The 17,531-nt window shown below is 31.2% G+C and carries 17 protein-coding genes; 1 reads left to right on the top strand and 16 read right to left on the bottom strand.

Annotation, left to right across the window (positions count from 1 at the left end; all coding sequences use genetic code 11):
- Positions 1 to 10 precede the first annotated feature (10 nt).
- The 5 genes from L3B98_RS09340 to L3B98_RS09360 all read right to left on the bottom strand — a co-directional run bounded on the left by L3B98_RS09340 (position 11) and on the right by L3B98_RS09360 (position 4,513).
- A complete protein-coding gene (locus L3B98_RS09340) occupies positions 11 to 1,537 on the bottom strand; it encodes a DHA2 family efflux MFS transporter permease subunit (protein WP_238916431.1) in 1,527 nt (508 codons plus the stop codon).
- Between the two features lie 12 nt (positions 1,538 to 1,549).
- Entirely contained in the window at positions 1,550 to 2,203 is a 654-nt protein-coding gene (locus L3B98_RS09345; RefSeq protein ID WP_238916432.1) for an efflux RND transporter periplasmic adaptor subunit, read from the bottom strand.
- Between the two features lie 18 nt (positions 2,204 to 2,221).
- On the bottom strand, positions 2,222 to 3,199 hold the full coding sequence (locus L3B98_RS09350; RefSeq protein WP_238916433.1) for an HlyD family secretion protein: 978 nt from the start codon (positions 3,197 to 3,199) through the stop codon (positions 2,222 to 2,224).
- Between the two features lie 211 nt (positions 3,200 to 3,410).
- Positions 3,411 to 3,860 carry a MarR family transcriptional regulator gene (locus L3B98_RS09355; RefSeq protein ID WP_238916434.1) on the bottom strand — a complete coding sequence of 150 codons (450 nt, stop codon included), beginning with the start codon at positions 3,858 to 3,860 and terminating at the stop codon, positions 3,411 to 3,413.
- 26 nt (positions 3,861 to 3,886) lie between these two features.
- Positions 3,887 to 4,513, bottom strand: a complete 627-nt coding sequence (locus tag L3B98_RS09360; protein ID WP_238916435.1) for a class I SAM-dependent methyltransferase — start codon at positions 4,511 to 4,513, stop codon at positions 3,887 to 3,889.
- Positions 4,514 to 4,707: 194 nt separating this feature from the next.
- Here L3B98_RS09360 and L3B98_RS09365 point away from each other — a divergent pair, with 194 nt between their 5' ends.
- Positions 4,708 to 4,944, top strand: a complete 237-nt coding sequence (locus L3B98_RS09365) for a DUF2164 domain-containing protein (protein ID WP_015394406.1) — start codon at positions 4,708 to 4,710, stop codon at positions 4,942 to 4,944.
- A 33-nt stretch (positions 4,945 to 4,977) separates the two neighbouring features.
- Here the strand turns inward: L3B98_RS09365 and L3B98_RS09370 are convergent, their stop codons facing one another.
- The 11 genes from L3B98_RS09370 to ulaG form a co-directional block, all read right to left on the bottom strand.
- Positions 4,978 to 7,449, bottom strand: a complete 2,472-nt coding sequence (locus L3B98_RS09370; RefSeq protein ID WP_238916436.1) for a GxGYxYP domain-containing protein — start codon at positions 7,447 to 7,449, stop codon at positions 4,978 to 4,980.
- 619 nt (positions 7,450 to 8,068) lie between these two features.
- On the bottom strand, positions 8,069 to 8,716 hold the full coding sequence (fsa, locus tag L3B98_RS09375; protein WP_238916437.1) for a fructose-6-phosphate aldolase: 648 nt from the start codon (positions 8,714 to 8,716) through the stop codon (positions 8,069 to 8,071).
- Between the two features lie 57 nt (positions 8,717 to 8,773).
- Entirely contained in the window at positions 8,774 to 9,703 is a 930-nt protein-coding gene (locus tag L3B98_RS09380) for a transketolase family protein (protein WP_077365311.1), read from the bottom strand.
- 24 nt (positions 9,704 to 9,727) lie between these two features.
- Entirely contained in the window at positions 9,728 to 10,543 is an 816-nt protein-coding gene (locus L3B98_RS09385; protein ID WP_017810426.1) for a transketolase, read from the bottom strand.
- 112 nt (positions 10,544 to 10,655) lie between these two features.
- Complete coding sequence (locus L3B98_RS09390) at positions 10,656 to 11,501, bottom strand: L-ribulose-5-phosphate 3-epimerase (protein WP_015394411.1); 846 nt, start codon at positions 11,499 to 11,501, stop codon at positions 10,656 to 10,658.
- 14 nt (positions 11,502 to 11,515) lie between these two features.
- Entirely contained in the window at positions 11,516 to 12,208 is a 693-nt protein-coding gene (araD, locus tag L3B98_RS09395; protein ID WP_015394412.1) for an L-ribulose-5-phosphate 4-epimerase, read from the bottom strand.
- Positions 12,209 to 12,322: 114 nt separating this feature from the next.
- A complete protein-coding gene (locus L3B98_RS09400; RefSeq protein ID WP_077365313.1) occupies positions 12,323 to 13,351 on the bottom strand; it encodes a hypothetical protein in 1,029 nt (342 codons plus the stop codon).
- A gap of 407 nt (positions 13,352 to 13,758) precedes the next feature.
- A complete protein-coding gene (locus L3B98_RS09405) occupies positions 13,759 to 14,052 on the bottom strand; it encodes a PTS sugar transporter subunit IIB (protein WP_015394414.1) in 294 nt (97 codons plus the stop codon).
- Between the two features lie 81 nt (positions 14,053 to 14,133).
- Complete coding sequence (locus L3B98_RS09410; RefSeq protein WP_015394415.1) at positions 14,134 to 15,591, bottom strand: PTS ascorbate transporter subunit IIC; 1,458 nt, start codon at positions 15,589 to 15,591, stop codon at positions 14,134 to 14,136.
- 75 nt (positions 15,592 to 15,666) lie between these two features.
- Positions 15,667 to 16,128: a PTS sugar transporter subunit IIA gene (locus L3B98_RS09415; protein WP_077365315.1), complete on the bottom strand. Its 462-nt coding sequence runs from the start codon at positions 16,126 to 16,128 to the stop codon at positions 15,667 to 15,669.
- A 57-nt stretch (positions 16,129 to 16,185) separates the two neighbouring features.
- Entirely contained in the window at positions 16,186 to 17,250 is a 1,065-nt protein-coding gene (ulaG, locus tag L3B98_RS09420) for an L-ascorbate 6-phosphate lactonase (protein ID WP_015394417.1), read from the bottom strand.
- Positions 17,251 to 17,531 lie beyond the last annotated feature (281 nt).

A 17,531-nucleotide genomic window follows, 5' to 3' on the forward strand; every position in this document is an offset into this window, starting at 1 on the left:
CTTAAATTCTCTAGATTCTTTTAGTTCTCATAAAGAAAGTTAAAATCAAAGCTGCTATTACTGCTACTACCGTTACCATAACAGCATATTCCATTCCATCTAAAGTTGCTTGACCTTTTATAATTTGAACCAAATAAGATGATGCTGAAACTTTAGCCATGCTCTGAGACATACCAGAATGCATGTATCTTTGTATCAGCGAACTTAACATATCATTTGATGCCTTATTGTAAACATTTATTTGTTCTGCCAATTTAGCATAATTATAATCACTTCTGCTTTGCATTATTGTGGACATTATAGTTACAGCTAACGCACCTGCTACTTGCCTAATGGTATTATTAAGAGCTGACGCTCTTGAAACTAGTTCTGTTTTTACAGCATTCATCCCTGCTGTACTAATTGGCATCATAGCAAGGCCGAGTCCGATTGATCTAATACAGGTAACTAATATTATATATTCTTTACTTGTATTCATATTTATAGTATGTGCAAGTTCATAAGAACTAATACCCAATATTGTGAGTCCAGGTATTACAAGAGGTTTCGCACCCATCTTATCAAACATTTTCCCACTTATAGGCATTAAAATTCCCATTACTAAGGCAGAAGGTAACATAATTATTCCTGTTTCTATAGCAGTATATCCTCTTATATTTTGCAAAAACATTGGTAATATATATGAAGACCCCATAAGTGCTAAAGTTAAGACACTAGTTATAATTAGACTTATACTAAAATCAAACAACTTCAGAACTCGCAAATCTAATAACGGATTTGGATGTGTAAGCTCATTTACTACAAATAATATAAGACTCAATATTCCAAGTGTCATTAATATTGGATTTTCCAGCTTGCTCCAATCGATTGAAGAACCTTCCCCAAGCACATATAATACACTTACTAGTCCAATTGTACAAGATAAAAATCCTATTATATCAAAGGATTTAATAGGCTTTCTTTTCGAATCCTTTAATAAAAATCCTGCCATTATTACTCCAACTACCCCTATAGGAACATTTACATTAAAAATCATTCTCCAATCCATCTTTTCAATAATAAAGCCTCCAAGTGTTGGCCCTATAGCAGGCGCAGCCATAGCTGCTATTCCCCAATAGCCAAGGGCAAGTCCTATTTTTTCTCTAGGGAACAAGCTATATATGATGGACATTCCTACTGGCATTATCATACCACCGCCAAGGGCTTGAAGTACACGAAAGGCTATCATAGTTCCACCACTCCATGCAAAACCACACAATAATGACCCTATTGAAAACATCCCTAACGCAAACATATATATTTTTTTAGATCCAAAAGTATCCTGAAGAAATCCTGTCAATGGGATAATAGCTCCAAGTGTTAATGAATAAGCCGTTATAATCCACTTAGCATCATCTAAAGGCATTCCAAAAACAGACATCATCTTAGGAAGAGCAATATTAACTATACTACTGTCTAGTATAGACATGAAAGTACCTATTACAACTACACCTAATGCTAACCAGCTATTTAATAATCCTTTATTATTCTCTTCCATATTACCACCTCATTACTTAACATGGATCTTAACAACTGCATTAGTTCCTGGAAGAATTTTATTATTAAAATCATCAAGTTCAATTTTTACTGATATTCTTTGAACTACTTTTGTAAATGTCCCACTTGTTGATGATGGTAAAATGGATAAAGCTGAATTTGCAACTTCTCCAATAGATTTAACTTTTCCTGTAAACTTTTGCGAATCATATTGATCGATAGTAATTTCAACAGGTTGTCCAACTTTCACTTTTCCAAGTTTTGTTTCCTCAATATCTGCGGTAACATATAGTTTACTAGGATCTATTAATGTAATTACACTTTGACCAGCTGATATAAGCTCTCCAACAGTTCCTTGTTTTTTTATAACCACACCATCGATTGGCGATCTCATCAAAGATTGTTCAACATTAGTATCCGCAAGACCATTTACATCTTGACGTGCCAATATTTCATTTTTAGATACTGTATCACCTTCTGCAACATTAAGTTCTAACAATTTTCCTGTAATTTGAGGCGTCACGCTAACTAAATCAGCACTAACTCTTGCGTCATCAGTTGAAACATAATATGTATTTTCATACCAGTAATAGAATACTATACCACTTAATGCTATCACAATTGTTGCTAAAATTCCAATAATTAATAATTTACGTTTTTCCTTCATCTTAACTCACCTCTTCTCTTATTCCTTTAATCCAACTTCTGCCAACATTCCAGGTTTTAACTCTGATTTTGGATCTATTAACGCTACTTTAACTAAAACATTTCTACTTTGAGAATTTATTTTAGTATTAATCACTGTTATTTTTCCTTCAAATTCTGTATCTTCAACTTCTGCCACTTTAACAACAACATCTTGATCTTCTTTAAGTTTGCCTACAATATCTAATGGAGCATAAGCATTTACATATAAAGCATCTGCATTAGATATTGACGCTAAAGTTACCCCTGGTGAAGCCATTTCACCAACATTAATACTCTTAGCATTTACTACTCCTGAAATTGGAGAAGCAATAACTCCATTACTTAAGGCTGTCTGTGCAGTTTTTAAAGCTGCTTCCGCTTGTTCAACTTGAGCTTTATAAACATCAATGCTTGTTTCTGTTGCACCTTTTTTAAGCATATTTAATTGCTCATCTGCTGATTTTTTTTGTGCTTCTGCTGCGACAAGCTGCTGATGAGCAGCTTCTAATTGTTGCTGAGTATTTGCTCCTGAATCAACTAAAGCTTTTGTACGTTCATAATTTTTATTTGCGACCTCATAACTTTCAGTTGCACTATCTAGGGACGCTTGAGCTTGAGCAATTTGTTCAGGACGTGTACTATTCATTGCATTAGCTAAATTAGCCTTTGCAGTATTTACTGCTGCTTGAGCTTGATCAACTTGTGCTTGTAAATCTTTTGTATCTAATTTTATTACAGCATCTCCTTGATTTACTTTTGAACCAATGTCAACTAATACCTCTGATACTCTTGCAGAAATTTTTGACGCTATATTAACCTCATCATTGGAATCAATTTTTCCTGCCATTATGTATTTATTTTTAGCTTGCTTTGTTGCAGTATCAACAGCTTGTACATTGCCGTTTCCATTGCTAACTGAGCCGCATCCGCTTAGCATCATTGCCGTAACTAAACAAAGTAACATTATTTTTTTCATATTAATCCTCCTTATGCGAATGTTTCTTACACTTATTGTTCGTATGCTGACATTTATTATATACTTAATATTTTATTAATTCAATACTAAAATTCTAAAAAAATGAATAAGTAACCATTCACCATTCATCTTCCCCCTAGATTTCATCAGCCTCTCAAGTTTCTGAAATCATATAATTTTTTGCAATATAAAAAATAGGCAGAATTACTACCTATTTTTTTGAAATATTTATACTTATCTTTCTTATAAGTTTTAAAAGTTCTTCTCTTTCTTCAAAAGTATCTAAAGCCAGTATTATTGTTCCATAAACTTCATCTTCAAATTTCATATGTTCATCTTGAACTTTCCTTCCCTTTTCAGTAAGTTCTAGTTTATAGGATCTCCTATCTCTATCACTAATAGCTCTAACAATAAAATTGCGCTTCTCAAGTCTATCAATTATACTAGTTAATGTACTTTTAGGAAGCCTTAACGTATCTACAATATCCTTTATTATAACATCTTCTTTCTCAGAAATAATTCTAATAACACTTATTTCAGTTGTACTTAACTCTTGAAGATTTTCATATTTTTTCTCTATCTCATTATATTTAGGTTCTGTAAGCATAACATGCCATAACTTATTTAATTCATCTACTTGTCTTTTGCATTCTTTATCCATATTTTCACTCCAAAGCTTATATAATCTTACCCTACTATTTTAGCATTAATTGCAAAGCTCTTCCAATTAATCATTTTAAAATCACTTGGTTCAAAACCACATCTTAATAACATTTCTTCTATTTCTTTTTTAGAATAGATTCTATAATCACCATTATCAGATAATTTACAAAATATATTTAAAATTTGTCTTATCATTATTGGACATGTTGGATCCCCAATAACTAATGCTCCATTTTTCTTTAATACTCTTTTCATTTCAAGTAAAACCTTTTCCGGGTTTGGATAATGGTGAAATGATGCATTACACACAATCACATCAAAGGTATCGTCATTCCAAGGGATATATTCTGCATCTCCAACTTTTAACTCTGCTCTATCTCCAACATTTTTCTTTGCTATTTCAATCATATTTCCTGAAAGATCCAATCCACTTAAAACAATTTCTTTATTCTCTTTAAGTCTCTTAAGTACATTCCCAGTTCCACATCCAAGATCTAATAATCTCTTTGGTTTTTCACTGATAATCCTACTAATAATTTCTCCATACATCGGCGCAACAAACTTTCCATCACCACTTTCATCATAAATTTCAGCTTGTTTATTGAAATTATTCTTTGAATTTTCTTTAAAAATATTTTTACTGCTTGCCATACAAATTCCCCCTTAAGTAATACCATATTAGTATTACTTTCATTCCAAATAGTCAATTATTTTATCTTTTAGGAAATATTAAGTTTATAATCCAATTAACTATAAGCTCTTCTTTAACACTAAAAAGATTTGCATAGTCTATTAACCTAATATATGATTAGAATGAATTAAATTTTTTACAAAGGAGTGTTTAAATGAGTGATAAAAATAAAATCAAAATAACCAAAGAACAACGTGAAGATATGATTACTTCTATTAAAGAGTATTTTTCAACTGAAAGAGAAGAAGAAATAGGCGATTTAGCTTCAAGCAAAATTTTAGATTTTATTATAGATGAGCTAGCAATAGAATTTTATAACCAAGGCGTCTATGATTCTTATAAGTATATGACTAGAAGTATAGATGATTTGCTATCAATTCAAAAGTACTAATTTAAAATAAGAATAAAGTGACCACGCAACGCTTTAATTCACAATTTGAGGTGTAATATTGTTCCTAATTAGTTCCATAAATACTTCAGGAGTTGTTATTCTTACCTTCGGATTTTCTTTTAGCTTATTTATAACTGTTTCTACATTATTAACATCTTTGCTCCACACATGAATATAAACAAAAGTATACGCTTCTGAAGTATGTATATTAGTTTCACCAGACTTGACTCTAGCATTTATTTTATTTACAAGTTCGTCTTCATCTTCAATAGAATTCCAAAGTAGATCTCTACAGGAGACTATTGGTTTATTGTTTGACCATATAATTTTCCCGCCGAAATTATCATGCCTTGTATAATCAAGATAAAATAAACCTTGAATATTAGATTTTTCAGTGAATCTATTCCAAATTTCAGTATTGTAAAAAGCATAATTATCTATAACCTCAAGATATTTTTCATCTACTATTTTCATATACTCATTTAAAGTATTAATGTATTCACTTAATTTCTTAATATCAAATTTACTTGGATACATATAACCATTTCCTGAAGGTGGCACAATAAAATTATTATAGGTCTTCTCATTGCTTATACTCTTATAATATATATTAAAGACCGTTGGCGCTAAATAATATAAGGCTGGAGTCATTGACCACCCTAAAGAAAGTTTGTCTCTATTTATATTACCAAACCATTTGGTAGAACTATAGTTATTTCCAAGATTCCATTGTAGATTATCGCCATCAGACATAATAAAAGTCACATAATGAACATCTTCTTCTTTAGGTGTTCCTAATGGATATTTTTTCAAACTTCTTGATGTTGGAAAAGAGCTTAAAGTAGTTAAATTATAGGCCCAATCTGCTGCAACTACACTAACGCCATGCTTAGATGCTACACTTACATTAATAAACTCATCAGGCCCCCACCCTAAACAAGTAAAACCTTTATCCATTGAAGAAAATACCTTATCTCTAAGCACTGTTTTGTTTATACTATCTTCATAAAATATTAATGACTTGCTCATTATTGCATAATCTCTTAAAGCAGCATCTTTGTCAGGTGAAAGTTCTATTACCGTTAAATGATTTAATCCTTTATTCCACAGATTATCATAAGCCCAGCTTTCACCTGTATTCCTGCAATCTTCTTTAAATCCTATGCCCATTTTCTTTACTTTAGCTTCTATACTTTCTTCAATCACTATAGCTTTATTTAAAGATGCAAAAGTACAAGCATTATTAATAGATGGGTCTTTGGGTGACTTATTGCTATAAAGTACATATCCATCTATATAATCCTTGTAAATCTCTACTAGCTGCCAGGGATCCGATATTATTTTGCACTGGATATTATTGTTTTTTTTCAAATCGTTCAACCATATTTTATAATCTGGTTCTGAAGAAGTTAAAGTATATATTTGAAAAGAACAATGGTTATTTACCAACCCTTGAAGGCTGGCAACCATTGTTCTTTCACTTGATGACATAGAATCTAATGAGATAACATAAAGAAAATTTGGAATGATTTTATTTCTTATATAAGGAGAATTTATCCTTGGTACTTTAAAAGCTTGAAACATCACTCCATTATCTGTAGTAGAGGCCGTCTTCCATCCTCTCCATTTTCTACCAAACAAATCACTATTTTCTTTGCAGTAGTCATAAAATTTCTTCAAAAAATCCATTCTTTCCTTATTTTGAAAAGATTTAATATTTTCTTCATTAAAAGCTGCCAATGCCATCTGTCTATTAATTATGTCCTCTATACTAACCTCTTTACAATTTTTAATCATATCGTACATAATCATAAAAGTCGTAGTTCTTCCAAATCCTGCTTTGCAATGAAAGTGCAGCCATGAATTATCTTCTTGATTCTTTATAAAGTCTATAAAATAATCAACCATTTCATCTGAAGGTATTCCACCATCTCTAACTGGTATTCTTTTGTATGCTACAGAATTTGACTTAACAATGTCATTTTCATCTTCAACTTTTGTTACTATTACTGTTTCTTTAGGTTTATTATAAAAAGTAATCGGTGATCCAATCTTAATACTCTTAAGCTTACTAGCCTCATCTTCTAATACCTGTTCCCTAGTTAATCCTTCATTAGCATTATTTTTTGAATTTGCCCAGCTCACTGGCAATCCATTGATAAAGCCGTGAGATTCTTGTCTTAAATCTATATCTGTTATAGGCATGGAGGTTCCAATTGATTTTATTAATGTGGGAAGATTAAATTCTGAAAACTGCTGACTTCCAGAAATATTTAATTTATCTAAACCTTTTAAATTTATATTTTTATTATCTTTTATACTTGTTAAATCCGATGTCTTACGAAATTCCTTTGGAATAGTCTCTCCTTCAGTTGATGTATCTAAAACAAGATGTGCAATATTCTCTTCTACACTTTGAGCTTCAACATTTTTTTTCACCATAAAAGATGAAATAGTAGTCATAAACATTACTAATATAACGAGTAGCTTTAATTTTCTATACAATCATATCCTCTTCTTTCGTATTAAATTACAATTCTACATACTTTAATTTAGCATTTATACTCATTAGCATTTAAAATAAACTCTATAATATTTTTTGCAACATTCAAATTATTATACACTCAAATTTATTAAATGAATTATTCACCCTTCATCTATGATAACCCTATATTTAATCAGAATCTCAAGTTTCTGAAATCCTATAATTTCCTGTACAAGAAAAATAGAGCTATCAATAACGGATTTTTACCATTAAGATAGCTCTTTAAATATTAGTTTATATCTCAAAGATTATAGATATCCAAATTAATAATCAAACTTATAAATGGAATATACATGCATCATTGAGAAATTATAGTCGTAACACTACACTAGAAATTAGATACATTTTTCTGGAAGCAGGCATGTGAAATTGAGCTGATGAAAGTTATTAGTGGAGGGTTGTTCCACTTTCTGCTTGTCATAAATTTACTTTAGGAACATGCAGAAGTGGGTGCAACCTTCCACTTAGAACCTTCCAGCGAAAATTTCACTAGTCCTGTGGAAGATAAATGGATCTGATTTCGGTAATTGTTGCATAAGTCTAATTCTCGCTTTTTATATCTTTATCTTCCTAATTTAATTACTTATTAAATGCTTTATCATAGTCAGCCAAGAACTTTTCAATACCAGCATCTGTAAGTGGATGTTTTATCATTTGTACTATTACACTATAAGGGATTGTAGCAATATTAGCTCCAGCCTTAGCGCAATCTAATACATGAATTGGATTTCTAACACTTGCTGCAATTATTTCTGTTTCTATTCCATGAACCGCAAAAACATCTGCAATATCTTCAATTAATATCATACCAGTACTTCCAATATCATCTAATCTACCTAAAAATGGACTTACATATGTAGCCCCTGCTCTTGCTGCAAGCAAAGCTTGAACTGCTGAAAAAATAAGAGTTACATTTGTTTTTATTCCTTCTTTATGAAGAATACTTACAGTCTTTAACCCTTCTTCACACATTGGAATTTTAACTACCATATTTTTATGCATTTTAGCTATTTCACGAGCTTCAACCACCATTTCTTCACTTTTCATAGAAATAACTTCTCCACTTATAGGACCATCTACTATGCTGGTAATCTCATTAATTACTTCTTTAAAATCTCTACCTTCTTTTGCAATAAGTGATGGATTAGTTGTAACACCACAAATTACTCCTAAATCATTAGCTTTTTTAATCTCTTCAATATTTGCTGTATCTACGAACATTTTCATTAATAATCACGCTCCCTAAATATCTAATGCACTTGCTTGTACACCTCTTGATTTTTTCTATTTCTTCAATATAGCATTAACTTCTTCTATAATAGCTTTACTTGTTAATTTATATTTTTCCATCAACTCATTTGGAGTCCCTGACTCTCCAAAGGTATCTTTTATCCCAATCATCTTTATAATAGTAGGACATTCACTGCATACAACTTGTGAAACCATAGCTCCAAGTCCTCCTATTATTGAATGTTCTTCTGCTGTGACTATACCTTTAGTTTCTTTAGCAGCTTTAATTATTAAAGCTCTATCTATTGGCTTTATTGTTGAAATATTTATAACCCTTGCACTAATTCCTTGAGTTTCTAATTCCTTTGAAGCATCAATAGCTTTTTGAACCATCATTCCCGTTGCAATTATTGCTATATCATTACCATCTCTTATTTGGACTCCTTTACCTATTTCAAACTTATACGTATCATCAAAGATATCTTCAGTATTGCATCTTCCAAATCTCAAGTAAACAGGACCTTCAAATTCTGCTGCTGCTTTTGTTGCTGCCATTGCTTCTCTATGATCTGCTGGAACAATTACAGTCATATTTGGTAGTGAATTCATTAAAGCAATATCTTCAACTGATTCATGAGATCCACCATCTTCACCAACAGTTATTCCCGCATGAGTTGCTGCTATTTTTACATTCATTTTAGGATAACAAATTGAATTTCTTATTATTTCAAAAGCTCTTCCTGTTGCAAATACAGCAAAGGTACTTGCAAAAGGTATATTCCCAACATTAGCAAACCCTGCTGCCATACCCATTAGATTTTGTTCAGCAATTCCTGAATTAAAAAATCTATCTTTAAATTCTGATTTAAAACCATTTGTTTTAGTTGATTTAGAAAGGTCAGCATCTAATACAACAACTTTTTCATTTTCACGTCCTAGTTCAACTAAAGCCATACCATATGATTCTCTTGTAGCTTTTCCCATTTAATTAATCCTCCTAAAAACACACTAATTCATAATATCTTTTATAGCTTTTTCTTTTTCTTCTTCATTAGGTGCTTGACCATGCCATTCAGCTTTATCTTCCATAAAACTAACACCACTACCTTTTACTGTTTTAGCAATTATTACTGTTGGCTTTTCTTGTGTATCATCAATACTTAAAAAGGCTTGATCTATTTTATCAAAATCATTTCCATCTTCACAGTAAATTACATTCCAGCCAAAGCTTTCAAATTTTTTATCTACTGGTGCAACGCCCATTACTTCTTCATTTTTTCCATCTATTTGGAGACCATTGTAATCTATAATTGCAACTAAATTATTTAATTTATAATGAGCTGCTGCCATTGAAGCTTCCCAAACCAATCCCTCTTGAAGCTCTCCATCCCCTAAAATAACATATATCTTTGCGTTATTTTTTTGATTTCTAAGACCTAAGGCCATACCAACTGCATTTGATATACCTTGTCCAAGTGATCCTGTAGAAACATCAACTCCTGGTACATGCTTAGAATCTGGATGTCCTTGAAGAAGCGCTCCTATTTTTCTTAAATGTTTTAATTCTTCTTTTGGAAAGTATCCCTTTTCTGCTAAAACAGAATAAAGAGCTGGAGCTGCATGTCCCTTACTCAAAACAAATCTATCTCTATTAGGATCTTTAGGATTTTCAACACTTACCTTCATTGTTTCATAATATAAATAAGTTATTATATCTGCACAAGATAAAGAACCACCTGGATGTCCTGACTTTGCCTCATATATCATTTCAATAATATTTTTTTTAATTTCTTTTGATAAAGAAATTAATTTTTGCTTATTCATTTTTTCACCAACCAATCTATATCTTTTAAGTTCTAAAATTCTAAATAAATTCAAAGTTAAAATAATGAATATTTTTGTAAAACTTTAATTTATATTCTAAAGAAATATGAACTTAAGCTAAAGCTTTCTTAAACTTCTCATCTATAAATATTTTTGTATCTCTAATTACTTCTTTCCAATCTTCATTTCCTGTATACCAAAATTCTGCTGTGAACTTTCTTACACCAAGTTCCCATGATTTCTTAATTATTTCTTCAAAATTAACATGCCCAGTACCAAATGTGATTTCTCTAAATTTTCCTGGAACAGTTTCTTTTAAGTGAACTGCTGCAATATGCCCTTTACCTTTATCAAAATCTTCTGTGGCACTACTTCCCTTTTCCAAAGTTGCATTAGTAACATTTCCGCAATCAGGGTATATTTGAAGATAAGGTGAATCAACTATTTTTACAAATTCCATAGCCTTTTCAACTGTATTCATGAATTCAGTTTCCATTGTTTCAAAAGCAAGAATTACTCCCTTGCTGGCAGCCATTTCAACTGCCTTTCTTAAATTTTCTTCAAAATACTTTCTTGTTACTTCATTACCTTCTTCATAGTAAACATCATATCCAGCTAATTGAATTATTTTAACACCTAAATCATCAGCCAATTCAATAGCTCTTTTCATTATATCCATACCTTTAATTCTTATTTCTTCACTCATACTTCCTAAAGGATATTTCCTATGTCCACTTAAACACATAGTTCTGATTTCAACACCGCACTTAAACATCAATTCAACAATGGCTTTTCTATCACCTTTAGACATATATAATCTAGATAACTTTTCCTCAGTTTCATCTATGCTTATTTCAACAGTATCAAAGCCACACTCTTTTGCACAATTTAACTTTTCTTCCCAGGTCAAATAGCTTGGCATAGACTTTTCATATAATCCTAAACTATACCCTTTCATAAGCTCACCTCTTTCTAACCTTGTCCGTAATAAGCATTTGGTCCATGCTTTCTCATAAAATGTTTTTCTATTAAATCTTGTGGCATTCTATTTGCATTATGATTGCTTAAAAGTTCAGTATTTAATGCCATCATTGCAACTTCTTCAAGTACTACTGCATTATGAACAGCATCTAATGCATCTTTCCCCCATGAAAAAGGTCCATGATTCTTAACTAAAACTGCTGGTACATGAACTGGATTTAACTTGCTAAAGGTTTCTACTATAACACCACCTGTATTGTATTCATATTCATTACTTATCTCTTCACTAGTCATATTTCTTGTACAAGGAATTTCATTATAGAAATAATCCGCTTGTGTTGTGCCATATGGAATTATTCCTTTCCCGGCTTGTGCAAATATAGTTGCATATCTTGAATGAGTATGTACAATTCCCCCAATATCCTTAAAATCCTTGTACAATTTTAAATGAGTTGGTGTATCTGATGAAGGTTTATATTTTCCTTCAACAACTTTTCCATCCATATCAACTACAACCATATCTTCTGGTTTCATCATCTCATAATCTACTCCAGATGGTTTAATTACAAAAAGCCCTGTTTCTCTATCTATAGCTGACACGTTTCCCCAAGTAAAAGTCACAAGTTTGTATTTAGGTAAAAGCATATTAGCTTCATAAACTTTTTTCTTTAATTCTTCTAACATTTAATTTCCTCCCGCTTCCAAAATTCATACTGCTTTACTCTGATTTAAATTTTTCATTAAAGATTAAGCATGGAATTCACTTGATAACCATGCTCGTAAATTTAATATCTATAATTACTCTTTTATTACTGTATAAACAGCTGCTTCATTCTTTGTATGGTTAGCTGAAACAATCAAATCGCAGTCCTTTAAATTAATAACTGCTACATTAGCAGGTCCTGCACCTTTTTCTATAATTGTTTCTTGACATTTTCCATCAACCCATTGAATATAAAACAATTCAGCTTCTACACGTCTTACACCACCAACAAAGCTTGGTACACCGCAAAGAGTTGTTCCTACTAAGGTATGCGCAAAATCTATTTCATGTGGATATGTATAAATTTCAGTATATTTACCATCAATTAATTTGTATATTTTCATCGAATTTCCATGGAATGGTTCAATAGTCATTAGTTCATCCTTGCCATCACCATCTAAATCACACCAAGCAACTTCACTAATTTGACCTTCCATTAAATGATTAACTTCCCACTCTCCAGTTTTACTTGGGATTACTTCAAATACTCCTTGATCACATCCAAAAGTTCCGTGTATCTTTTCATCAACTATATGACGTATATATCCATGATTTCTAAACAAACCATTTTTTAGAACTTTAAGTTCAATTCCATCAGTTGGATTCTCTGGCAATTTACCATAATAAATTGTACCTGAATGACTCCAGTCATCTTTAGCTGCTTTTAGATCTGCTATTGTTGCAGCAACTACATATATTTCACCATCAACATCCCATACATCAAAACGGTGCAAATATGGTAATTTATTAACAGTTTCAATAACCCATTCACCCTCAACTAAATGTCCCCAAACTAATCTAGAACCACTTGGACTTTCTTTTAAATAAAAATCGCGAACTGCTAAGAATTCATTTTTACGGTTAGGAATAGGAATTATTGACATGCATCCTCCACCGTTGTCCCATACTGTTTGACGGTGCTTAAAATCCTTACCACTATATGCATAACAAGGATATCCTTTCTCTTCAGAAGCTACAAATAAATTCAATTCACCATTAACTTCCATTGAACTTGCCGAATATGCCCTATACATTTCATCTAAGTGTTTTTTAATAATTTTCATGTTTAATTCACCTCAATTTCGAATTAACCTAGTTAAATTTCTAGGTATCCAATTTAATAATCAAACTTATAAATATAATATACATGCATCATTAAGAAATTATTATCGTAACACTACACTAGAAATTAGATACATATTTGTGCAAGCGGCATATGAAATTAAGCTGTGCTGGTTATTAGTGGAAGGTTGTTCCACTTTCTGCTTGTCATAAATTTACTTTAAGAACATGCAGAAATGAGTGCATCCTTCCACTTAGAACCCATCCAGCGAAAATTTCATTAGTCCGCTGTAATAAATATGTGTTTAATTTCGGTAAGTTACCCATATGTCTAATTCTTGCTTTGGATATCTATAATACTTTATCATTTTTTTTAGCTATTTGAAGGAATATTATAGTGATATATACTTTACTTTTTATTAACTATTTGCTCTAGAACTTTTTCTTCCATTTCTTGTTCTGATAATATATTTTTCAAGCCTATTATTATAGTTCCTGAATCTTCTGCTCTTTTAAAGTTTGATTTTAACACTTCTGAACAAAATACTACATCAAAACTTGATGCTTGGCTTTTTGCTTCCCCAACACTGTTATGTTGTACTGACACTTCTATTCCCAATTTTTTAAACACTTTGTTTATTTTCATCTTTATAATTTGACTTGATCCCATTCCACTTCCGCACGCTGCTATTACTTTTAACATAATTTATACACACCCTTCTTCATTTTATTTTTTATTTCATTACATTAAATATCGAACTTACTTTACGTTACTATATATTGTTTATGCTTTCTCAATTTCATTAAGATATTCTTCGTAATCTTCTGCTATTTTGAAATAACCTTTTTTATTTTTAAGATATTGGAATTGTGGTATTGCAAGTAATGCTATAACTGCTATTCCAAAACCTACATATGTGAAGTTCTTCATTAAGAATCCAATTACTGGCCATACTGTATCCCAGTCGAAGTTTCCATGCCATCCTCCGAATTGTGATAACCCAAAATAATAAGCTGCAAATGCTCCACCTAATACTTGAATTATTCCTGATACTAATGGAATTATGCAAGCTGCTTTTAATCCACCTTTTCTATTTGCAAATACTGCAAATGTTGCATTATCAAAGAATACTGGAACGAATCCTGTGATTATTAATACTGGGCTATGGAATACTATTAAACCAAGAATTGATATAAATTGTCCTAATGCACCAAATAAGAATCCAATTGTTACTGCATTAGCATGACCAAATCCATATGTTGCTGCACAGTCAACTGCTGGCATTGAACCTGGTAAAATTTTATTTGAAATACCTTGAAATGATTCTGTAAGTTCTCCAACGAACATCTTAACTCCAAGTTGTAATATACTTAAGTAAACCGCAAAACTTAATGATTTTTCCATTATGTAGAAGAAGAAGTTTCTATCTGCTGCAAAACCTGTCTTGTCTATTTGATGTAACAAATCTGATCCTAATATCCCCATAATTGTTCCAAAGAATAACATCATTAAAACACCAGTTGCAACTACATTATCATTGAATATTTGTAAAAATCCAGGTAATTGAAGATGTTCTATTGATTTTTCTTTATTACCAATTTTTCCTGCAATCTTATCTGTAAGCCATATACCAAACATTTGTTGATGACCAACTGCAAATCCACCACCTTCAGTTAATTCTTGAGTTGCTTCAACTGTAAGGTTTGCTGATACTGCCCAATAAGCTCCAAGTAATAGTCCAAGCATAATTACTGCTTGTGTATCAATTATATTAGGGAAACAGAATAATACTAACCATAATGCTGTTGACGATTGTTGAACCATTATATGTCCTGTAATAAACACTGTTCTTACTTTTGTAACTTTTCTAAATAATACCAATATTATATTAAATATAAATGCTATTAATAATACTATCATCATAAGAGAAAATGATCTGCCAATATTTTCAATTGCCTTTTGTGCTGCTGTTTGACCAAAATAAGGATCAATAACTGCTGCTGTTAAATTAAAACGATCTTTTAATCCAGCTAGTATTGGACGGAAGTTACTAACTAATCCACCAGATGCTACATTTAAAATTAAATAACCAACAGTTGCTTTTATAAATCCTGCAATTGCCTCGTAAATTGGACGTTTTAATAACAAATAACCTATAAGTACTATAAAACCAATAAAAAACGCAGGGTTTGTTAAAATATTTACCTGAAAAAATTTCCATATGCCCAATAATATTTCCATTTTAATTCCTCCATTATTTAAATTTATTTTACTTTCATTAATTTTCTCTTTCGATTATCTTTCGTAGCCTTTATTTTATACTGCATTAGCTTGTAACATTTCAACTATTGCATCTAAATCTTCCTTACATTCTGCTTCTAATAATTTATCAACTACAGCTTCGTCTTCTATTAAGCCAACCATATTTGATAAGTTTTGTAGATGTACTTCATTATCAGTAGATGCCAAAACAAAGAATAATCTTGCATCTTGTTCAGGATCATCACTAAAATGAACAGGATTTTTAGTTCTCATAAAACACATTGCTGTTTCATTAACTCCAACTACACCTTCTTGTGCATGTGGTATACAGATATTTGGAGCTATAACTATGTATGGTCCATATTTCTTAACATTTTCTATTATTGCATCAGCATATGCCTCTTCTATTGCCCCATCGTTTATTAAAGGTTTACAAGAAGCCTTAATTGCGTCTTCCCAATTATCAAATCCATCATGGAATGAAATTCTTCCCTTATCAATTAATTCTTTTAACATCTCTTTCCTCCTTATTATTTGGATAGAGGGCTAATTCATAACCCTCTATGAATTTTACTATAACATTGATTTAAATGGTAGGTCTGGTTCTATTTCAAATGCATCGTGGAAGCCTCTATCGTGATGATATTGCATTACATCCTTATCGTTTGGATAAACGAATTTGCCACCGACTTCCCAAATAAATGGTTTAAATTTATATTGTAATCTATATTTTCTCATATTCCATAAAGTTATAATTTCTTGTGTATCAGCCATAAAGTTTGTCCAGATATCATGATGGAATGGAATGACAACTTTAGTATTTAAACATTCAGCCATTCTTAAGATATCAATAGAGGTCATTTTATCTGTCATCCCCCTTGGATTTTCACCAAATGATCCTAAAGCAACATCTATTTTATGATCGTTACCATGTTTTGCATAGTAATTAGAATAATGTGAATCACCACTATGATAAAGGCTTCCACCTGGAGTTTTGAAAAGATAATTTACAGCTAACTTATCCATATCCCTTGGCATTTTATCTTTTAATATTGTACCTTTTGGCGCTGTAACAAGTTCAGTACGATCAAAAGAATCAAGTGCAACAATTTCTGTATCTTTTACTTTTACCACATCACCAGGTTTTACAACTATACATTGGTCTTCTGGAACTCCCCAGCCTAACCAAATATCTACACAAGCTTGTGGTCCTATGAATTTAACATCCTTTGAACAATTTTGAATTACAGCTGCTGCTACATTTGCATCAATATGATCACTATGATCATGTGTAGCTAAAATTGCATCAACTTCTTTTATTTTAAAAGGATCAATAACACAAACTGAATTTCTTAAATTTGGTTGCATTGCTACGCATCCTATCATCCTTTGATGTTGATGCTGTTTAGCCATTAATGGATTTGCTTTTGTTTTCTTTCCTGAATTAACCCATAAGTCTACACATATATTTGCATTTCCTTCAGATTTAAGCCATATTCCTGTACATCCCAACCACCACATTGCAAAGGTTCCTGGTTTCACTTCTTCTTGTTCTATTTCTTCATTAAGCCATGTTCCCCATTCTGGAAATGTGTTTAATATCCAAGACTCTCTTGTAATTTCATTTACTTTTGACACTTTAAATCTCCCCTTTATTATAATTAATGATCTTTTATTTTCTTATTTTATCTTTTTGAACGTTTTGAATTATTTATTTTGAACTTTCTGTCTTGTTTATGTTTTCATAATACACCAACAATTCAAAAAGTTCAAGTATTTTTTGAACGTTTTTTTATTTTTTTATTTTTTGATCATTTTTATTGAACTTTTTGAACATTTATATTATACTGATATTGGATACACTCTAATTATTGTTAATTTAGTCTATACAAAAACATACTATAGATAATCAACATAAT

This window comes from Clostridium sp. YIM B02555, from assembly GCF_022320955.1.
In the GTDB taxonomy this organism is placed as follows: Bacteria; Bacillota; Clostridia; order Clostridiales; family Clostridiaceae; genus Clostridium; species Clostridium saccharoperbutylacetonicum.